This is a genomic window from Streptomyces sp. NPDC050315 (assembly GCF_040655775.1).
Lineage (GTDB): Bacteria > Actinomycetota > Actinomycetes > Streptomycetales > Streptomycetaceae > Streptomyces.
The window spans coordinates 1-19,365 of record NZ_JBFAKN010000009.1; the positions used below are offsets into that span (position 1 = coordinate 1).

Annotated in this window: 20 protein-coding genes; 14 read left to right on the forward strand and 6 right to left on the reverse strand. The window is 72.2% G+C overall.

The features are described from left to right. Together AB0I82_RS29140 and AB0I82_RS29145 are read left to right on the forward strand one after the other, a co-directional pair. Window positions 1-1,554: biotin/lipoyl-containing protein (locus AB0I82_RS29140; protein ID WP_363260387.1), on the forward strand; the 1,554-nt coding region annotated here is incomplete at its 5' end. Between the two features lie 170 nt (window positions 1,555-1,724). Continuing rightward, window positions 1,725-2,276 (forward strand): helix-turn-helix domain-containing protein, encoded by a 552-nt coding sequence (locus AB0I82_RS29145; protein WP_363260696.1) that lies wholly within the window; start codon window positions 1,725-1,727, stop codon window positions 2,274-2,276. A 95-nt stretch (window positions 2,277-2,371) separates the two neighbouring features. Here the strand turns inward: AB0I82_RS29145 and AB0I82_RS29150 are convergent, their stop codons facing one another. Both AB0I82_RS29150 and AB0I82_RS29155 read right to left on the reverse strand, forming a co-directional pair. Continuing rightward, entirely contained in the window at window positions 2,372-3,361 is a 990-nt protein-coding gene (locus tag AB0I82_RS29150) for a DeoR/GlpR family DNA-binding transcription regulator (RefSeq protein ID WP_351590913.1), read from the reverse strand. A gap of 134 nt (window positions 3,362-3,495) precedes the next feature. Next, window positions 3,496-4,941: an NAD(P)H-quinone dehydrogenase gene (locus AB0I82_RS29155; protein WP_363260388.1), complete on the reverse strand. Its 1,446-nt coding sequence runs from the start codon at window positions 4,939-4,941 to the stop codon at window positions 3,496-3,498. A gap of 131 nt (window positions 4,942-5,072) precedes the next feature. Here AB0I82_RS29155 and AB0I82_RS29160 point away from each other — a divergent pair, with 131 nt between their 5' ends. From AB0I82_RS29160 to AB0I82_RS29170, 3 genes are all read left to right on the forward strand, one after another. Then, on the forward strand, window positions 5,073-5,510 hold the full coding sequence (locus tag AB0I82_RS29160; RefSeq protein ID WP_030254019.1) for a gamma-glutamylcyclotransferase: 438 nt from the start codon (window positions 5,073-5,075) through the stop codon (window positions 5,508-5,510). Window positions 5,511-5,615: 105 nt separating this feature from the next. Further along, window positions 5,616-6,437, forward strand: a complete 822-nt coding sequence (locus AB0I82_RS29165; protein WP_363260389.1) for a purine-nucleoside phosphorylase — start codon at window positions 5,616-5,618, stop codon at window positions 6,435-6,437. A 295-nt stretch (window positions 6,438-6,732) separates the two neighbouring features. After that, window positions 6,733-8,406: a phospho-sugar mutase gene (locus AB0I82_RS29170; RefSeq protein ID WP_363260390.1), complete on the forward strand. Its 1,674-nt coding sequence runs from the start codon at window positions 6,733-6,735 to the stop codon at window positions 8,404-8,406. A 227-nt stretch (window positions 8,407-8,633) separates the two neighbouring features. Here AB0I82_RS29170 and AB0I82_RS29175 read toward each other — a convergent pair whose 3' ends face one another. Continuing rightward, a complete protein-coding gene (locus tag AB0I82_RS29175) occupies window positions 8,634-9,251 on the reverse strand; it encodes a PH domain-containing protein (RefSeq protein WP_363260391.1) in 618 nt (205 codons plus the stop codon). A 118-nt stretch (window positions 9,252-9,369) separates the two neighbouring features. Here AB0I82_RS29175 and deoC point away from each other — a divergent pair, with 118 nt between their 5' ends. Genes deoC through AB0I82_RS29190 form a run of 3 tightly spaced genes read left to right on the forward strand, consistent with a single transcriptional unit; the run spans window position 9,370 to window position 12,699 of the window. After that, entirely contained in the window at window positions 9,370-10,365 is a 996-nt protein-coding gene (gene deoC / locus AB0I82_RS29180; protein ID WP_363260392.1) for a deoxyribose-phosphate aldolase, read from the forward strand. An 11-nt stretch (window positions 10,366-10,376) separates the two neighbouring features. Beyond that, complete coding sequence (locus AB0I82_RS29185) at window positions 10,377-11,816, forward strand: aldehyde dehydrogenase family protein (RefSeq protein WP_363260697.1); 1,440 nt, start codon at window positions 10,377-10,379, stop codon at window positions 11,814-11,816. After that, complete coding sequence (locus tag AB0I82_RS29190) at window positions 11,809-12,699, forward strand: aldehyde dehydrogenase family protein (RefSeq protein WP_363260393.1); 891 nt, start codon at window positions 11,809-11,811, stop codon at window positions 12,697-12,699. The genes AB0I82_RS29185 and AB0I82_RS29190 overlap by 8 nt, the downstream gene beginning before the upstream one ends. Window positions 12,700-12,783: 84 nt before the next feature. On the opposite strand, the gene AB0I82_RS29195 is transcribed toward AB0I82_RS29190, so the two are convergent. Next, complete coding sequence (locus AB0I82_RS29195; protein ID WP_363260394.1) at window positions 12,784-13,200, reverse strand: hypothetical protein; 417 nt, start codon at window positions 13,198-13,200, stop codon at window positions 12,784-12,786. A gap of 172 nt (window positions 13,201-13,372) precedes the next feature. On the opposite strand from AB0I82_RS29195, the gene AB0I82_RS29200 reads away from it, so the two are divergent. Further along, entirely contained in the window at window positions 13,373-13,999 is a 627-nt protein-coding gene (locus AB0I82_RS29200) for an ATP-binding protein (RefSeq protein WP_363260395.1), read from the forward strand. Window positions 14,000-14,121: 122 nt separating this feature from the next. Here AB0I82_RS29200 and AB0I82_RS29205 read toward each other — a convergent pair whose 3' ends face one another. Further along, window positions 14,122-14,901, reverse strand: a complete 780-nt coding sequence (locus AB0I82_RS29205) for a SigE family RNA polymerase sigma factor (protein WP_363260396.1) — start codon at window positions 14,899-14,901, stop codon at window positions 14,122-14,124. Window positions 14,902-15,153: 252 nt separating this feature from the next. Here AB0I82_RS29205 and afsQ1 point away from each other — a divergent pair, with 252 nt between their 5' ends. The 5 genes from afsQ1 (at window position 15,154) to AB0I82_RS29230 (ending at window position 18,896) form a co-directional block, all read left to right on the forward strand. Further along, entirely contained in the window at window positions 15,154-15,831 is a 678-nt protein-coding gene (gene afsQ1, locus AB0I82_RS29210) for a two-component system response regulator AfsQ1 (protein ID WP_131124765.1), read from the forward strand. Beyond that, window positions 15,828-17,429 carry a HAMP domain-containing sensor histidine kinase gene (locus AB0I82_RS29215; RefSeq protein WP_363260397.1) on the forward strand — a complete coding sequence of 534 codons (1,602 nt, stop codon included), beginning with the start codon at window positions 15,828-15,830 and terminating at the stop codon, window positions 17,427-17,429. The genes afsQ1 and AB0I82_RS29215 overlap by 4 nt, the downstream gene beginning before the upstream one ends. Continuing rightward, a complete protein-coding gene (locus AB0I82_RS29220; RefSeq protein ID WP_363260398.1) occupies window positions 17,426-18,040 on the forward strand; it encodes a hypothetical protein in 615 nt (204 codons plus the stop codon). Before AB0I82_RS29215 ends, AB0I82_RS29220 begins: the two co-directional genes overlap by 4 nt. Window positions 18,041-18,125: 85 nt before the next feature. After that, a complete protein-coding gene (locus tag AB0I82_RS29225) occupies window positions 18,126-18,632 on the forward strand; it encodes a VanZ family protein (RefSeq protein ID WP_363260698.1) in 507 nt (168 codons plus the stop codon). A gap of 60 nt (window positions 18,633-18,692) precedes the next feature. Continuing rightward, window positions 18,693-18,896: a PspC domain-containing protein gene (locus AB0I82_RS29230; protein WP_030254046.1), complete on the forward strand. Its 204-nt coding sequence runs from the start codon at window positions 18,693-18,695 to the stop codon at window positions 18,894-18,896. Between the two features lie 111 nt (window positions 18,897-19,007). On the opposite strand, the gene AB0I82_RS29235 is transcribed toward AB0I82_RS29230, so the two are convergent. Further along, on the reverse strand, window positions 19,008-19,280 hold the full coding sequence (locus AB0I82_RS29235) for a hypothetical protein (RefSeq protein WP_363260399.1): 273 nt from the start codon (window positions 19,278-19,280) through the stop codon (window positions 19,008-19,010). Window positions 19,281-19,365: the final 85 nt, after the last annotated feature.

Here is a 19,365-nt window from a genome sequence, read left to right on the forward strand (position 1 = left end):
GGCGCGGACGCCATCCACCCCGGCTACGGCTTCCTCTCCGAGAACGCCGAATTCGCCCAGGCCGTCCTGGACGCCGGACTGATCTGGATCGGCCCCCCGCCGCAGGCCATCCGTGACCTGGGCGACAAGGTCGCCGCCCGGCACATCGCCCAGCGCGCCGGCGCCCCGCTGGTGGCGGGCACCAAGGACCCGGTCTCCGGCGCCGAGGAGGTCGTCGCCTTCGCCGAGGAGCACGGCCTGCCGATCGCCATCAAGGCCGCCTTCGGCGGCGGCGGCCGCGGCCTGAAGGTCGCCCGCACGCTGGAGGAAGTACCGGAGCTGTATGACTCGGCGGTGCGCGAGGCCGTCGCCGCCTTCGGCCGCGGCGAGTGCTTCGTCGAGCGGTATCTCGACCGGCCGCGGCATGTGGAGACCCAGTGCCTGGCCGACAAGCACGGCAACGTCGTGGTCGTCTCCACCCGGGACTGCTCGCTGCAGCGCCGCCACCAGAAGCTGGTCGAAGAGGCCCCCGCGCCGTTCCTCTCCAAGGAGCAGAACGCCGAGCTGTACCGCGCCTCCAAGGCCATCCTCAAGGAGGCCGGCTACGAGGGCGCCGGCACCTGTGAGTTCCTGGTCGGGCAGGACGGCACGATCTCCTTCCTGGAGGTCAACACCCGTCTCCAGGTCGAGCACCCGGTCACCGAAGAGGTCACCGGCATCGACCTGGTCCGCGAGATGTTCCGCATCGCCGACGGCGAGGAGCTCGGCTACGAGGACCCGGCGGTGCGTGGGCACTCCTTCGAGTTCCGCATCAACGGCGAAGACCCGGGCCGTAACTTCCTCCCGGCCCCCGGCACGGTGACCAAGTTCGAGGGCCCCAACGGCCCCGGCGTGCGCCTGGACGCGGGCGTGGAGTCCGGCTCGGTCATCGGCCCCGCCTGGGACTCGCTGCTCGCCAAGCTCATCGTCACCGGCGCCACCCGCCAGCAGGCGCTGCAGCGCGCCGCCCGTGCGCTGAACGAGTTCACCGTCGAGGGCATGGCCACCGCCATCCCCTTCCACCAGACGGTCGTGAAGGACCCGGCGTTCGCGCCGGAGCTGACCGGCTCGGCCGAGCCGTTCCAGGTGCACACGCGCTGGATCGAGACCGAGTTCGTCAACGACATCAAGCCGTTCACCGCGCCCGGCGCGGACGAGGCCGAGGCGGACACCCGCGAGACGGTCGTGGTCGAGGTCGGCGGCAAGCGCCTGGAGGTCTCCCTCCCGGCCTCGCTCGGCATGCCGCTGGCGCGCGCCGCGGTCGCCGGCGGCGCCAAGCCCAAGCGCAAGGCATCCAAGAAGTCCGGCTCCGCCGCCTCCGGCGACGCGCTCGCCTCGCCCATGCAGGGCACCATCGTGAAGATCGCGGTGGAGGAGGGCCAGGAGATCAAGGAGGGCGACCTGGTCGTCGTCCTGGAGGCGATGAAGATGGAGCAGCCGCTGAACGCGCACCGCTCCGGCACCGTCAAGGGGCTGACCGCCGAGGTCGGCGCCTCGCTCACCGCCGGCGCCGTCATCTGCGAGATCAAGGACTGAACGGGCGACCGGTCCGCCGACCGGTCTCAGAGGCTCCCGCACCCACCGGTGCCGGGAGCCTCTCCCGTACCGGGGCACTCGCGTCGTACGGACAGTGGCATCCTGGACCCATCACAGCAGGGAGGACGGCGATGGCGACCGACACGGCGCAGGACACGGCCGCACGCCCCATGCGTGCCGACGCGCGCCGGAACTACGAGCGGCTGCTGGCGGAGGCCCGTACGGCCTTCACCGAGCGCGGCACGGACACCTCTCTGGAGGACATCGCGCGCCGCGCCGGCGTCGGCATCGGGACGCTCTACCGCCACTTCCCCAACCGCACCGCGCTGATGGGCGCCGTCTTCCAGGGGGAGGTGGACGCCCTGCTGTCCCGCGCGCGGGAGCTGGGGGACGCGCCGCAGCCCTGCGCGGCGCTCGTGGAGTGGCTGCGCGCGATCATCACGCACGCCAGTACCTACCGCGGCCTGTCGCGCGCGCTGATGGCGGCGCCGGCCGACGAGAGCTCCGGGCTGGCGCGGTGCAGCCGACCGATGCGGGAGGCGGGCGATGTGCTGCTCACCCGCGCCCAGCGGTCCGGTGCCGTACGGCCCGATGTGGACATCCGCGACCTGATGCAGCTGACCAACGGCATCGCGCTGGCCGCCGAGGAGTCACCGGACGACCCGGAACTGGCCGACCGGCTGCTGACACTCACCCTGACCGGCCTGAAGGCCGGCCGGTGAGCGACGGCGTACGAACTCTGCTGTGAGCGGCGTGCGCATTCGGTTGTGAGGCGGCAGCGCGTGCCGAGCGGCTGGGACCCCGCGGTTCCCAGTGCTCAGCGCCTGCGCGGTGCCAGGTCGGCGACCCGGCCGCCTTGTGGATCGGCGGTCAGTGGGGCCGAGCGCAGCTGTGGCGCGGCGCCGGGCCCCGCCGTCGGATGGCTGCGGCGCTGACCGGGCAGTGGTACCTCCCTTCTCGGCCCCCGGCGGTCGGCCGCCGGGGTACCCTCCGCGCCTCCCTGGCCCTGGGCGGCCGCGGCCGCGGCCCCGCCGGCCACCGTGATCTGTACGCCCTGGTCGGCCAGGGCCTGCAGTTCGGTGGCGGCACGGTCGTCGTGGCCGGGTGGCTCGTCGGTCACCAGGCGGGTGATGACATCGGTCGGCACGGTCTGGAACATGGTGTCCGTGCCGAGCTTGGTGTGGTCGGCGAGGACGACCACCTCCGCCGCCGCCTGCACCAGCGCTCTGTCGACGCTGGCGGAGAGCATGTTGGAGGTGGAGAGTCCGCGCTCGGCGGTCAGGCCGCTGCCCGACAGGAAGGCACGGGACACCCGCAGCCCCTGAAGGGACTGCTCGGCGCCGCTGCCGACCAGCGCGTAGTTGGAGCCCCGGAGCGTGCCGCCGGTCATCACGACCTCGACGCGGTTGGCGTGCGCCAGGGCCTGGGCGACCAGCAGGGAGTTGGTCACCACGGTCAGCCCCGGGACCCGGGCGAGCCGGCGGGCCAGCTCCTGTGTGGTCGTCCCCGCGCCGACGACAATGGCTTCGCCTTCTTCGACGAAGCCCGCGGCGAGATCGGCGATGGCCGTCTTCTCCGCGGTTGCTAGATGGGATTTCTGCGGAAAGCCGGATTCGCGGGTGAAGCCACCCGGCAGCACCGCACCGCCGTGCCGGCGGTCGAGCAGTCCTTCGGCCTCCAGTGCCCGCACGTCCCGCCGTACGGTCACTTCTGAGGTCTGGACGACACGGGCGAGCTCACGGAGCGAAACCGCTCCGTTCGCTCGCACCATTTCAAGGATCAATTGGCGACGTTCTGCAGCGAACACGAAACTGACAGTAACGCCAACGACCGTCTGTTTTCAGCAGGTTGCACCAATTATCGGAAGTTGTTCGTCTGCGGTACCCGCGAGTGATATAGGGCGGGCGTCCGTGCGAATGTGTTCGCGACGGACGCCCGGACTCACTCCCCGGCGCTCTTGCGTGTGTGCAACTGCCGTGCGACCTCGGCTATCGAGCCGGAGAGGGAGGGGTAGACCGTGAAGGCGCTGGCGATCTGCTCGACCGTCAGGTTGTTGTCGACCGCGATCGATATCGGATGAATCAGTTCGCTCGCGCGCGGTGATACGACCACACCGCCCACGACGATGCCCGTGCCGGGGCGGCAGAAGAGCTTGACGAAGCCGTCGCGGATGCCCTGCATCTTGGCGCGCGGGTTGCGCAGCAGCGGCAGCTTCACGACGCGGGCGTCGATCTTTCCGTTGTCGACGTCGGCCTGGCTGTAACCGACCGTGGCGATCTCCGGGTCGGTGAAGACGTTCGCGGAGACCGTCTTGAGGTTCAGCGGGGCCACCGCGTCGCCGAGGAAGTGGTACATGGCGATACGGCCCTGCATGGCGGCGACCGAGGCGAGCGCGAAGACGCCGGTGCAGTCGCCGGCCGCGTACACGCCGGGCGCCGAGGTGCGGGAGACCTTGTCGGTCCAGATGTGGCCGGAGTCCTTGAGCTTGACGCCGGCCTCCTCCAGACCGACGCCGGCGGTGTTCGGGATCGAGCCGACGGCCATCAGGCAGTGCGTGCCGGAGATCGTCCGACCATCCGAAAGGGTGACCTCGACGCGGTCGCCGACGCGCTTGGCGGAGGCGGCGCGGGAGCGGGACATGACGTTCATGCCGCGGCGGCGGAAGACGTCCTCCAGGACGGCGGCGGCGTCCGGGTCCTCGCCCGGGAGCACGCGGTCGCGGGAGGAGACGAGGGTGACGCGGGAGCCGAGGGCCTGGTACGCGCCGGCGAACTCGGCGCCGGTCACACCGGAGCCGACCACGATGAGCTCCTCGGGGAGCTCGTCCAGGTCGTAGACCTGCGTCCAGTTCAGGATGCGCTCGCCGTCGGGCAGCGCGTCGGGGATCTCGCGCGGGTGGGCGCCGGTGGCGATCAGTACGGCGTCGGCGGTGAGCGTCTCCTCCGTACCGTCGGCGGCGGTCACCGTGACCTTGCGGGAGCCGTCCGTGGCCTGGCCCGGCTCCAGCCGTCCGCGGCCGCGCACGACCCGGCCGCCCGCACGGGTGACGGAGGCGGTGATGTCGTGGGACTGGGCGAGCGCGAGGCGCTTCACACGGCGGTTGACCTTGCCGAGGTCCACGCCGACGACGCGCGCGGGGCGGTCGATGTGCGGGGTGTCGTCCTCGACGATGATGCCGAGCTCTTCGTACGACGAATCGAAGGTGGTCATCACCTCGGCCGTCGCGATCAAGGTCTTAGAAGGCACGCAGTCGGTGAGCACCGATGCGCCGCCGAGGCCGTCGCAGTCGACGACGGTCACCTCCGCGCCGAGCTGGGCGCCCACCAGCGCCGCCTCGTAGCCGCCAGGTCCGCCACCGATGATCACGATCCGAGTCACGTACTCCATTGTCTCGCACGCTCCTCTCGCGGTCAGCGTGGGGGCCGCCGTACGGACCGCGCGCCTCATGACCGCAGGCCGGACGCGGTGGCCCCGGCGGATCCACGGGACGCGGCCCGCCCTCCCGTACTCTCTGACCCATGTCGCTCTACGCCGCCTACGCCGGCAACCTCGACGCGCGGCTGATGTCCCGCCGCGCTCCCCACTCACCACTGCGCGGCACCGGCTGGCTGAACGGCTGGCGGCTCACCTTCGGCGGGGAGCAGATGGGCTGGGAGGGCGCGCTCGCCACGCTCGTGGAGGCGCCGCGCTCCCAGGTCTTCGTCGCGCTGTACGACATCGCTCCGATGGACGAGGAGTCGATGGACCGCTGGGAGGGCGTCGGGATGGACATATACCGCCGGATGCGGGTGCGGGTGCACACCCTGGACGGCGACGAGGCGGCCTGGCTGTACGTCCTGAACGGGTACGAGGGCGGGCTGCCCTCCGCCCGGTACCTCGGTGAGATCGCCGACGCCGCGGAATCTGCCGGCGCGCCCCACGACTACGTGATGGAGCTGCGGAAACGGCCTTGTTGAGGGGCTGACGGGGCCCGGTTCATAGGAAGACACAAAAGGGACCACCGCAGGTCCGTGACGAGACACATCTACGCGCGTAGGCGATTACCGGCTACTCTCGTCCGCGTGAACGCATCAGTTACCCCGGACCTGGCGAGCGACCCCCGTACCGCCGCCGCAGACGCCGCCGACCGCCTCCGCGAGCTGACCGGCGCCGAGACCCACGACGTTGCCCTGGTCATGGGCTCGGGCTGGGCCCCGGCCGCCGAGGCGCTGGGCGAGCCCGAGCACGAATTCCTCGTCACCGAGCTGCCGGGCTTCCCGCCCCCGGCCGTGGAGGGCCACGGCGGCAAGATCCGCTCGTACGCCCTCGGCGACAAGCGCGCACTGGTCTTCCTCGGCCGGACGCATTACTACGAGGGCCGCGGAGTGGCGGCGGTCTCGCACGGCGTCCGTACCGCCGTGGCCGCCGGCTGCAAGACCATCGTGCTCACCAACGGCTGCGGCGGCCTGCGCGAGGGCATGCGCCCCGGCCAGCCGGTCCTCATCAGCGACCACCTGAACCTCACCGCCACCTCCCCCATCGTCGGCGCGAACTTCGTCGACCTGACCGACCTGTACTCGCCGCGGCTGCGCGCGCTGTGCAAGGAGGTCGACCCGACCCTGGAGGAGGGCGTCTACGCCCAGTTCCCCGGGCCGCACTACGAGACCCCCGCCGAGATCCGCATGATCCGTACGCTGGGCGCCGACCTGGTCGGCATGTCCACCGTGCTGGAGGCCATCGCCGCACGTGAGGCGGGCGCCGAGGTGCTGGGCCTGTCCCTGGTGACCAACCTCGCCGCGGGCATGACCGGCGAGCCGCTCAACCACGAAGAGGTGCTCCAGGCCGGCCGCGACTCCGCGACCCGCATGGGCAGCCTGCTCGGCCAGGTGCTCACCAAGATCTGACCCGTTCGGCACGGGACCGGCCGGTGTGGCCGGTTCCCGCCGTCCGCACCGGGCGCGGGGTATGGGTGACGAACCGGGGCACGCGCCGCCCCGTACGCCTTGGGCACGCGCCGCCCCCGTACGCCTGGGCGCGCGCCGTCCCCGTACGCCTGGGTACGCGCCGCACGCGGGTATCCCCGGAAGGGAACCAGGGCGCACGCCGGCCCGTCCGTAGGGCACGCACGCCCCGGCCCCGTACCGCACCCGCACCGCACCCACAGGCACCCCTCACGCACCCACAGGCAGGAGCATCACCGTGGCAACCGTCCCCGAGGAGCTGGCCGGCCGGGCGAAGGTCTGGCTGGCCGAGGACCCCGACCCGGAGACCCGCGAAGAGCTGGCCAAGCTCATCGCGACCGAGGACACCGACGAGCTGGCGGAGCGGTTCGCCGGCACCCTGCAGTTCGGCACCGCGGGGCTCCGCGGCGAGCTGGGCGCCGGCCCGATGCGGATGAACCGCGCCGTCGTCATCCGCGCCGCGGCCGGGCTCGCCGCGTACCTCAAGGACCAGGGCCGGGGCGACGGCCTGGTCGTCATCGGCTACGACGCGCGCCACAAGAGCGCCGACTTCGCCCGGGACACCGCCGCGGTGATGGTGGGCGCCGGCCTGAAGGCCGCGCTGCTCCCCCGCCCGCTGCCCACCCCCGTACTCGCCTTCGCGATCCGCCACCTGGGCGCGGTGGCCGGCGTCGAGGTCACCGCCAGCCACAACCCGCCCCGCGACAACGGCTACAAGGTCTACCTCGGCGACGGCTCGCAGATCGTGCCGCCCGCCGACGGCGAGATCGCGGCCCGCATCGCCGCGGTCGGCCCGCTCGCCGACGTGGCGCGCCCCGAGGACGGCTGGGACGTGCTCGGCGAGGACGTCCTGCGGGCCTACCTGGCCCGTACGGAGGCGGTCCTGACCCCCGGCACGCCGCGCGACACCCGCGTCGTCTACACGCCGATGCACGGCGTCGGCCGCGACGTCCTGGTGGCCGCGTTCGAGCGGGCCGGATTCCCGGCACCGGTGGTCGTGGCCGAGCAGGCCGACCCCGACCCGGACTTCCCGACGGTCGCGTTCCCCAACCCCGAGGAGCCGGGGGCGATGGACCTGGCCTTCGAGACGGCCCGTACGGCCGCCCAGGCCCCCGACATCGTCATCGCCAACGACCCGGACGCGGACCGCTGCGCCGTCGCCGTACCGGCCCCGGAGACGCCCTCGGGCTGGCGGATGCTGCGTGGCGACGAGGTCGGCGCGCTGCTCGCCGCCCACGTGGTCGGCTCGGGCGCCCAGGGCACGCTCGCCACGACGATCGTCTCGTCCTCGCTGCTCTCCCGGATCGCCGCGGCGGCCGGCCTGCCGTACACCGAGACGCTGACCGGCTTCAAGTGGCTGGCCCGCGTCGACGGCCTGCGGTACGCGTACGAGGAAGCCCTCGGGTACGCGGTCGACCCCGCCGGGGTGCGGGACAAGGACGGCATCACGGCCGCCCTGCTGATCACCGAGCTCGCGGCCGTCCTCAAGCGGGACGGCCGCACGCTGACCGATCTGCTGGACGACCTGGCCGTGCAGCACGGGCTGCACGCCACGGATCAGCTCTCCGTACGCGTCGAGGATCTGTCGGTGATCGCCGATGCGATGCGCCGACTGCGCGAGCAGCCGCCGACCACGCTGGGCGGCCTCGCGGTGTCCGCGGCGGAGGACCTGTCCCAGGGCACGGACGCGCTTCCGCCGACGGATGGGCTCCGGTACACGCTGTCCGGGGCGGGCTCCGTCGCCGCAGGCCGAGTCGTCGTCCGGCCCAGCGGGACCGAGCCGAAGCTCAAGTGCTACCTGGAGGCTGTGGTCCCGGTCGCGTCGCGGGAGGACCTCCCGGAGGCGCGCCGCACGGCGGACGCGGCGTTGGTCGCGGTGAAGGCGGACCTGTCGGCGGCCGCCGGGCTCTGATCGCCCGGGGGGGGCGGGCCGCCGGGTTTTTCTCCCCGGCCCCGCCCCTTCCCGAAAACCGGGGGCGCTGCCCCCGGACCCCCGGTCCTCAATCGCCGGACGGGCTGGAAAATCCAGCCCGTCCGGCGCTTGAGGACGAGCCCGCAGGGCGATCAGGGGGGTCCAGGGGGCGAAGCCCCCGGTTTCGGGAAGGGGCGGGTCCGGGGCACATTTCCCTCCCGCCGCGCCTACAGCGCGACCAGTACCGCCAACGCGACCCCGCCGACCACGATCGGCGCGATGACCTCGTACGCCCAGCGCACCGAGACGGCCCCCCGTGGCGCCTCCCCAGACGCGCCCCGCTCCCGCAACTCCCGCAGCTCATCCAGCGCCTGATCCGCCGAAGCCCGCCGCACCTCGACCGGCTCCCCGCCGCGCCCAGCGGCCCCCGCGGCCTTCGCAGACGCGCGATTCGCCCGCTTGCGCTGCCGCAGCGAGACCGGGATCGACCACAGCTGGTACTTCGTATCCGCCGTGAAGACCTCACACGAGAAGGACGCGCGCAGGTCCTCGACGGCGCCCCAAGGCAGCACGATCGTACGGAACGGATTCCGCACCGTGAGCCGCTCCTCGTTCGCACGGACCACCGGCCGCAACGTAAACGCGGCCACCAGCGGCACCGCAAACACCAGCCCCGCCACCGCCAACAGCCGGGTGCGCCCCGCGCCATGCACCAGCGCGTCAATGCCCAGCCAGGCGAGCAGCGCAAGCAGCAGGACGCCGCCGACAAGCGCGGCGGGCGACCGGTAACTGCGGTCCGCGTAGGACTGCGCGGGCGTACTGGAGGAGTTGTCCGGGCTCGTCATAGAGGCGATTGTGCCCGAGAGTCCGGCATTCGGACGTTGCGGTCCGGCATCGATGCACAACGGCCCCACGGCGGGGGTGTCCTGTCACTACGCGCGTAGATATGCTCCCCTCGTGACCATGCCCACCACAGTTCCCGCATACGGCAAAGAGGCCGCGGGGCGTCTGGCGACGATGGCGGACGTGACCGCCGACGACCGGGCGCTGCGCCGCTTCCTGCACGGACTCCCCGGCGTCGACGCGGTAGGGCTCCAGGCCCGCGCCGCCGCGCTCGGTACCCGCTCGATCAAGAACACGGCGAAGGCGTACGCCATCGACCTCGCCATCTCGATGATCGACCTGACGACGCTCGAAGGAGCGGACACCCCGGGCAAGGTCCGGGCCCTGTGCGCCAAAGGCGTCAGCCCCGACCCCACGGACCGCACGGTGCCGCAGGTCGCCGCGATCTGCGTGTATCCGGACATGGTGGCGACCGCCAAGGACGCGCTCGGCGCCTCCGGCATCCATGTCGCCTCCGTGGCCACCGCGTTCCCCGCGGGCCGCGCCGCGCTGCCGGTGAAGCTCGCCGACACCCGGGACGCGGTCGCGGCCGGCGCCGACGAGATCGACATGGTGATCGACCGGGGCGCGTTCCTCTCCGGCCGGTACCTGGAGGTCTTCGAGGAGATCAAGGCTGTCAAGGAGGCCTGCGTCCGCGCGGACGGCAGCGCCGCGCACCTCAAGGTCATCTTCGAGACCGGCGAACTCCAGACGTACGACAACGTCCGCCGCGTCTCCTGGCTCGCGATGCTCGCGGGCGCCGACTTCATCAAGACCTCCACCGGCAAGGTGGGCGTCAACGCCACTCCCCCGGTCACCCTGCTGATGCTGGAGGCCGTACGCGACTTCCACGCCCAGCTCGGGGTGCAGGTCGGCGTGAAGCCGGCCGGCGGCATCCGCACGTCCAAGGACGCGATCAAGTACCTGGTCATGGTCAACGAGACGCTGGGCGAGGAGTGGCTGACCGCGGACTGGTTCCGCTTCGGCGCGTCCAGCCTCCTCAACGACCTGCTGATGCAGCGCCAGAAGCTCAGCAGCGGCCGGTACTCCGGCCCCGACTACGTGACGGTGGACTGAGAGCCATGGCAATGGACAAGCAGATTTTTGAGTACGCGCCCGCGCCCGAGTCCCGCGCGGTCGTCGACATCGCCCCGTCGTACGGCCTGTTCATCGACGGCGAGTTCGCCGAGGCGGCCGACGGCAAGGTCTTCAAGACCGTCTCGCCCGCGAACGAGGAGGTCCTCTCCGAGGTCGCGCAGGCCGGCGCCGCGGACGTCGAGCGCGCCGTGAAGGCCGCGCGCAAGGCGTTCGAGAAGTGGTCCGCGCTGCCCGGTGCCGAGCGCGCCAAGTACCTCTTCCGGATCGCGCGCATCATCCAGGAGCGCTCGCGCGAGCTGGCGGTGCTGGAGTCGCTGGACAACGGCAAGCCGATCAAGGAGTCGCGCGACGCCGACCTGCCGCTGGTCGCCGCGCACTTCTTCTACTACGCGGGCTGGGCCGACAAGCTCGGCCACGCGGGCCTCGGGCCCGACCCGAAGCCGCTGGGCGTGGCCGGGCAGGTCATTCCCTGGAACTTCCCCCTCCTCATGCTGGCGTGGAAGATCGCCCCGGCGCTGGCCTGCGGTAACACGGTCGTCCTGAAGCCCGCCGAGACCACCCCGCTCTCCGCCCTCTTCTTCGCGGACGTCTGCCGCCAGGCGGGGCTCCCCAAGGGCGTCGTCAACATCCTGACCGGTGACGGCTCGACCGGCGCCGAGCTGGTCGCGCACCCGGACATCAACAAGGTCGCCTTCACCGGCTCCACCGAGGTCGGCAAGGCCATCGCCCGTACGGTCGCGGGCACGGACAAGAAGCTCACCCTGGAGCTGGGCGGCAAGGCCGCGAACATCGTCTTCGACGACGCGCCGATCGACCAGGCGGTCGAAGGGATCGTCAACGGGATCTTCTTCAACCAGGGCCATGTGTGCTGCGCGGGCTCCCGGCTGCTGGTCCAGGAGTCCGTCCAGGACGAGGTACTGGACGCGCTCAAGCGGCGTATGCAGACCCTCCGGGTCGGCGACCCGCTGGACAAGAACACCGACATCGGCGCGATCAACTCCGCCGAGCAGCTCGGCCGCATCAAGGAGCTGGCCGCAGCGGGCGAGGCCGAGGGCGCCGAGCGCTGGGCACCGGCCTGCGAACTGCCCGGCGAGGGGTACTGGTTCGCGCCGACCCTGTTCACCGGCGTCACGCAGGCGCACCGCATCGCGCGCGAGGAGATCTTCGGCCCGGTGCTGTCGGTGCTGACCTTCCGTACGCCCGAGGAGGCCGTGGCCAAGGCGAACAACACGCCGTACGGCCTGTCGGCGGGCATCTGGACCGAGAAGGGCTCCCGCAGCCTCTGGATGGCGGGCAAGCTGCGCGCGGGCGTCGTCTGGTCCAACACGTTCAACAAGTTCGACCCGGCCTCGCCCTTCGGCGGCTACAAGGAGTCCGGTTTCGGGCGTGAAGGCGGTCGGCACGGTCTGGAGGCTTACCTCGATGTCTGATCGACTCTCAGTTCTCAAGACCTACAAGCTGTACGTCGGGGGCAAGTTCCCCCGGTCCGAGAGCGGGCGGGTGTACGAGGTGACCACAGCGACATCAGCCACTGACGCGGCGGGAAAGGGCAAGTGGCTCGCCAACGCCCCGCTCGCCTCCCGCAAGGACGCCCGCGATGCGGTGGTCGCCGCCCGTAAGGCGTTCGGCGGCTGGTCCGGCGCCACCGCGTACAACCGCGGGCAGATCCTGTACCGCATCGCCGAGATGCTGGAGGGCCGCCGCGAGCAGTTCGTCGCGGAGGTCGCCGACGCCGAGGGGCTGTCGAAGTCCAAGGCGGCGGCGCAGGTGGACGCGGCGATCGACCGCTGGGTCTGGTACGCGGGCTGGTCCGACAAGATCGCCCAGATCGCGGGCGGCGCCAACCCGGTCGCAGGCCCGTACTTCAACCTCTCCACGCCCGAGCCGACCGGCGTGGTGGCCGTCCTCGCGCCGCAGGAGTCCTCGTTCCTGGGGCTGGTCTCGGTGATCGCGCCGGCGATCGTCACCGGCAACACCGCCGTGGTGGTGGCGAGCGAGCAAGCCCCGCTCCCCGCGCTCTCCCTGGCCGAGGTGCTGGCCACCTCCGACCTGCCGGGCGGCGTGGTGAACGTACTGTCGGGCCGTACCGCGGAGATCGCCGGGCCGCTGGCCGCGCACCAGGACGTCAACGCGATCGACCTCGCGGGCGTGTCCGGCGACGCGACGGAGGCGACCGCGCTGGAAACCGCCGCGGCCGACAACCTGAAGCGCGTCCTGCGTCCACAGGCTGTGGACTGGTCCGCAGACCCCGGCACCGGCCGCATGCTGGCCTTCCTGGAGACCAAGACGGTCTGGCACCCGATGGGCGTCTGAGGACGCCGCACGGCGCACGTGAGGCGCCCGCAGCCGTACGTACGTACCGACGGCTGCGGGCGCCCTTTCGTGTAAGCCGCCGGGCTATCCCGGCAGGGCCTGCGTCAGCTGGCCCACCACGGGCAGCTGGCTCAGCGACGCGCCACTGGCCAGCGGGGCGGTCAGGACTGCCGTGCTGATCGGCTTGAAGTCGGCGATCTGGGTGCCGACGGCGTTGTTCAGCGGGTCGGTGCCGGTGCCCGCGAGGGGGTTCAGACGGAGGTTCTTGACCGTGCCCAGGCCGCTCGCGGTGGCCTGGTTCAGCGCGCCGACCGTGGATTTCGTGGCCGCCCGGATGTCCTCCAGGCTCGCCGGGTCGGACTTCCCGTCCCCGTCGGCGGCGGTGGCGGACGGGGCGGCGACGGCGAGTGCGGCGCCCGCCACGGACACCGCCAGCCCGGCGCGCAGCAGCAGCCCGCGCGCGGTGCGGCTCTGGTGGGGAGGACGTGCGTGAGAGGCCATGAGCACCTGCCTGGGGATCGCGTGGCGGCGGCGATGCCGACCACCGCACCGCCGCCGGTGTCCTGATCGTACGTAATGGGTCGGATGCGCAGAGTAGTTGACGGATGTGTCCACATTCCACCTTGTGCGGCCGGGGTAGCTCACACGGGCGAATGCGGGACAATGAGTGCCCGTGAGCTTTCTCCTCGGTGAACCGTGCGCGCGCGTCATCCTGCTGACCGGCCCCTCCGGCTCCGGAAAGTCCTCCCTCGCCGCCCGCACCGGCCTGCCCGTGCTGCGCCTGGACGACTTCTACAAGGAGGGCACGGACGCCTCCCTGCCGCAGCTCCCGGACGGCGGCGGCGCCGACTGGGACTCGCCGCTCTCGTGGGACGCGGCCGCCGCGCTCGCGGCCGTCGAGGAGCTCTGCCGTACGGGCCGCACGGCCGTCCCCGACTACGACCTCGCCAGCAGCTCCCGGGTCGGCGAGGGCAAGCTGGAGCTCGCGGGGGCGCCGCTCTTCATCGCCGAGGGCATCTTCGCGGCGGAGATCGTCGCGGGCTGCCGGGCGGCGGGCGTACTGGCCGACGCGCTGTGCCTGCGCGGCAGGGCCACCACGACCTTCCGGCGGCGGCTGCTGCGGGACCTGCGCGAGGCCCGCAAGCCCGCGGGGTATCTGGTGCGCCGGGGGCTGCGGCTGCTGCGCGCCGAGCGGTCGGTGGTGGCGCGGCAGACCGCCCTGGGCGCGTACGCCTGCGCGAAGCCCGAGGCGCTGGCCCGGATAGCGGCGGCGGACGGGGCCGACGCGCGGGCGGCGTAGGGCGCAGGCCATCCAGCGGACAGCATGAAAGAGCGGGAATCGGCAGACCCCCCGACTGCCGGTTCCCGCTCCTTCTTCCCCCGTGTTCTCCCCCGTTTTCCGGCCCCCCTCGGGCCGGTCCCTCAGGCCACCAGCTCGCCGAAGGACTCCTCCTGGTCGCGGCCGAAGCTGAGGACCTCGTCCTCGCGCAGCCGCCGCAGCGAACGCCAGATGCTCGACTTCACCGTGCCGACGCTGATGTTCAGTATGTCGGCGATCTCCGGGTCCGTCCGGCCCTCGTAGTAGCGCAGGACGAGCATCGTGCGCTGCGTCTCGGGCAGCTTGGCCAGCGCCTGCCACAGCACGGCGCGCAGCTCGGTGCCGCGCATCGCGTCGGTGTCGCCGGCCGTCTCCGGCAGCTCCTCGGTCGGGTACTCGTTCAGCTTCCGCCGACGCCAGGCACTGATGTGCAGGTTGGTCATCGTGCGGCGCAGGTACCCGCCGACCGCCCCCTTGTCGCTGATCCGGTCCCACGCCCGGTAGGTCGAGAACAGCGCGCTCTGCAGCAGGTCCTCGGCCTCGTGACGGTCGCCGGTCAGGTGGTAGGCGGTGGCGTACAGGGAGGCGCGGCGCTCCTGGACGTAGGCGGTGAACTCGGCTTCGCTGTCCACCGCCGGCGACGCGGCGCTCCGCTCCTCCGTGACCTCCCCGTACGCGCTTCCCCCGTCGCTTCCCCTGTCATTTCCCCCCACGACGGTGTCAACGGCCTCGACCGGCGTCACGAAGAACGCGGTCTGGCGCTGACGTCCGGTGCCGCGAGCGCACCCCCGCCCGATCGCGGCACCGGACTTCTCCCCGGCCCGTACGACATCGTGGAGCCGCGTGATTACTGCGCTGTTGGCGGTGCTGTGCAGTGTGTTCATCTCGCGCCCCCCGTCGGTAGAGCCGGCTCGTTCAGCTGCGTCCCGGGCCGTCTTTCCCACCCGGTGCCAGAAACTCTGCCGCGGCAGTTTCATCGCGTTGTCCGCCGACTGTCACAGCCCTGTCACAGGGAGCCGCGCGAGGTTCACAACGCCCGCTTCCGGCGTACGCCGGTGCAGGTGGGGCGCCTGTGCGGCGGTGCGGGGGCCGCCGCCGGTCGAAGTCCGGCCTTGCCATGCGCCAGAATGGCGCACGTGCCTTTCCTGTTGCTGATCGAGGACGACGACGCCATCCGCACGGCCCTCGAACTCTCGCTGTCGCGCCAGGGTCACCGTGTGGTGACCGCGGCGACGGGCGAGGACGGCCTGAAACTGCTGCGCGAGCAGCGCCCCGACCTGATCGTCCTGGACGTGATGCTGCCGGGGATCGACGGTTTCGAGGTGTGCCGGCGGATCCGCCGTACGGACCAACTGCCCATCATCCTGCTGACCGCACGCAACGACGACATCGATGTGGTCGTCGGACTGGAGTCCGGCGCCGACGACTATGTCGTCAAGCCGGTGCAGGGGCGGGTGCTGGACGCCCGCATCCGGGCGGTGCTGCGCCGCGGCGAACGCGAGTCGAGCGACTCGGCGACGTTCGGGTCGCTGGTCATCGACCGTTCGGCGATGACCGTCACCAAGAACGGCGAGGACCTGCAACTGACGCCGACCGAGCTGCGGTTGCTGCTGGAGCTGAGCCGCCGGCCCGGGCAGGCGCTGTCCAGACAGCAGCTGCTCCGCCTGGTGTGGGAGCACGACTACCTCGGCGACTCGCGCCTGGTGGACGCGTGCGTGCAGCGGCTGCGCGCCAAGGTGGAGGACGTACCGTCCTCGCCGACGCTGATCCGCACGGTCCGCGGGGTCGGTTACCGGCTGGACACCCCGCAGTGAGCGAACCGGCCCCGGGCCGGCTGCGCGGTGTCGCCTCGGGCCTGCTGCGCTGGACGAGCCTGCGGCTGCGGCTGGTCGTGGTCTTCGCGCTGGTGGCGCTGACCGCCGCGGTCTCGGCGTCCGGCATCGCGTACTGGCTCAACCGCAACACCGTGCTGGACCGCACGCAGAACGCCGCGCTGAAGGACTTCCGCACCCAGCTCGCGGAGCGCACGCGGTCGCTGCCGCTCCACCCGGCCTGCGAGGAACTGCGGGACGCCGCGCGCCAGATGGCCGCGGGGCCGCAGAACTACGCGGTACTGCTGATCGCGGAGGACGGCACGGGCAAGCCCTGCACCGCCACCACCGACAAGGAACTGCTCAACCTCACGACCGTGCCGAAGTCGCTGCAGAAGGCCGTGGAGCAGCGCCGGCCGGTGGACGCGTCGAACAAGTCGGCGTACCACCTGTACTGGCAGCGGCAGGAGATCGACGACAACCCGTACTTCGTGGCCGGGGCGAAGCTGAACGGCGGCGGCCCGACCGGTTACATGCTGAAGTCGCTGGCCACGGAGCGCCAGGACCTCAACTCGCTCGCCTGGTCACTGGGGGTGGCGACGCTGCTCGCGCTGGTCGGCTCGGCGCTGCTGGCGCAGGCCGCCGCGACGACCGTGCTGCGGCCCGTGCAGCGGCTCGGGACGGCCGCGCGGGAGCTGGGCGAGGGCAAGCTGGACACCCGGCTGCGGGTGACCGGCACCGACGAGCTGGCCGATCTCTCCCGTACGTTCAACCGGACCGCCGAGCGGCTGCAGCAGCGGGTGGAGGAGCTGAGCGCCCGGGAGGCCTCCTCGCGGCGGTTCGTCGCGGACATGTCGCACGAGCTGCGGACGCCGCTGACCGCGATCACGGCCGTGACGGAGGTCCTGGAGGACGAGGCCGACGCGCTGGACCCGATGATCGCGCCCGCGGTGCAGCTCGTGGTCAGCGAGACCCGGCGGCTGAACGACCTGGTGGAGAACTTGATGGAGGTCACCCGCTTCGACGCGGGGACGGCGCGGCTGGTCCTGGACGACGTCGACGTCGCCGACCAGGTGACCGCGTGCATCGACGCGCGGGCCTGGCTGGACGCGGTGGAGCTGGACGCCGAGCGCGGCACCATGGCGCGGCTGGACCCGCGCCGCCTGGACGTGATCCTGGCGAATCTGATCGGCAACGCGCTCAAGCACGGCGGGTCGCCGGTACGGGTGGCCGTCCGTACCGAGTCCCGCGCGGACGGGGACTGGCTGCTCGTACGGGTACGGGACCACGGGCCCGGCATCCCCGAGGAAGTCCTGCCGCACGTCTTCGACCGGTTCTACAAGGCCAGCGCCTCCCGGCCGCGCTCGGAGGGCTCGGGCCTGGGCCTCTCCATCGCCATGGAGAACGCACACATCCACGGCGGCGAGATCACGGCCGCCAACTCCGAGGAGGGCGGGGCGGTCTTCACACTGCGGCTTCCTCGGGACGCGTCGCGGCTGACGGCGGATGGGGACGGGAAATCCGGCTCCGGCTCCGGAGCGTCCGCCGAGCGGAAGCAGCCGGACGACGACGGCGGTACGGCTGCGGAGGGTGAGCGATGAGGCGGGCCACCGGGCGACCGGTCCGGCGGGCCGCCGCGCTCCTGGCGCTCGCCCTCACGGCCGCCGGCTGCGGCATCCGCGGCACGACGGTGCCGGTGGACGCGGGCGGCGCGCCCTCGCGGGTGAGCTGCCGGGCCGAGGAGCCGGCCGGGGTGCCCGAGGTGCCGGTCGGCGACCCGGTCCGGATCTACCTGGTGTGCAGCTCGGCGCTGGTCCCCGTGGAGCGGACCGTGTCGCTGCCCAAGGGCGGTACGTCCGAGGACCGGCCGGAGGTGGCCCGTACGCTCCTGGACGAGCTGCGGCAGCGGCCCGCGCCCGGCGAGGAGGACGCGGGCTTCGACACGGCGGTACCGGACGATCTGGCGGTCTCCGGGCCGCGTGCGGACGACCCGGACGATGCCCTGCGGCTGAACATCCGCCCCGAGGACCTGCCGTCGTTCGCGCTCGCACAGCTGGTGTGCACGTACGGGACGCGGCTGCCGGTGGACGGGAAGCGGGCCGCGGTACTCGGCGGCCCGGACGACGCGACGCCGCGCCACTACGACTGCTCCGACGCCGTCCTCCGCCACCCGGACATCACCCAGCACACCGACTGGGGCAGCCCGGTGTGACCTCCCGCACGGAACCGCCGCCGCCGGTCACGGCGTCTGGGCGGGTGTGCAGCGTCATGGCCCCGGCGGGATGGCCGGTTTCCGTATGCGCGCCGCGGGCTTCGTCCTCCTTCTGGCGCACCTGTCGATCGTCTACTCGGTGATGCTGCGTCCACGCGCGGTGCCCTGGGTACCCGCCGCCAATCTCCGGCCCCTGGAGACGATCCGCGCCGCGCTGGCGCTGGGGCCCTGGGAGGCCGTGCACCAGCTGGGCGGCGCGGTGCTGCTGATGGCGCCGCTGGGCGTGCTGCTGCCGCTCGCGGGCGGCCGGCTGACCGCCTCGGCGCTGGGCTCCTTCACCCGTACCGTCTTCACGGGCGCGATGATCGCGTTCGCCGTGGCGGTGCTGCAGAGCACGGTGCCGGGGCGGGTGCCGGACGTGGACGTGGTGCTGCTGAACACGCTGGGGGTGGCGTTGGCGCACCTGTTGGTCGTCCCTGTGGTCAGGGCCCGGCTCCGCCGTCGGGAGTACGCGGGGGCGGGGCCGACCCCGAGGATCGCCAGGGTCGGTCTCGCTCCGCAGGCCGACGCCCTGTCGGGCTCGCGGACCTAGCGTGGAGATATCGGGTCGCACCGGAAGCGGACCCGGAAACCGAGCAAGGAGTCGAGCCCCATGGCCGCCGCACTGGTCCGCCCCCGCAACAACAGGATGATCGCCGGAGTCTGCGCGGGTCTGGCCCGGCGCTTCGGCACGACCCCCACCACGATGCGCGTGATCTTCGTGCTGTCGTGTCTGCTGCCCGGCCCGCAGTTCCTCGTCTACCTCGCGCTGTGGATCTTCCTCCCGACGGAGAAGAAGTACAGCGAAGCCTGGTGATCCGCGCGCCGGCCCGCCGCTACGGCCGGCCGCGCGCCGCAGTACCCGGGCAGAGCCGCGCCCCGGTCCGTACGGATGCGTACGGACCGGGGCGCGGTGCGTGGCGGTGCCTCAGCCGCCGAGGGGGAGGCCGCCGCCCAGCCCCTTGGTGACGCCGCCGGCCGGCAGTCCGCCGAGGAGGTTGCCCTTGGCGTTCGTGGTGCTCTTGGTGCTGCCGTCGCCGGAGGACGGCGCGGCCTGGCCCGTGAGGCTCTGCAGCGGGCCGTTGGCGGCACCGGTGACCGGCTCGGCCACGGAAGCGGCGGAGGCGGTGCCGGCCGCGGTGGCGGCGAAGGCCGCTCCGAGGGCCGCGGCACCGATGATCTTGACGGTTCCCTGCTTCATCAACTTTTGTCCTCGTGACGGGGTTTTGTCCGGCACTTGACGCTAAAGACATGATCGCCCAAGCCGCAAACATCCCACATGCCCG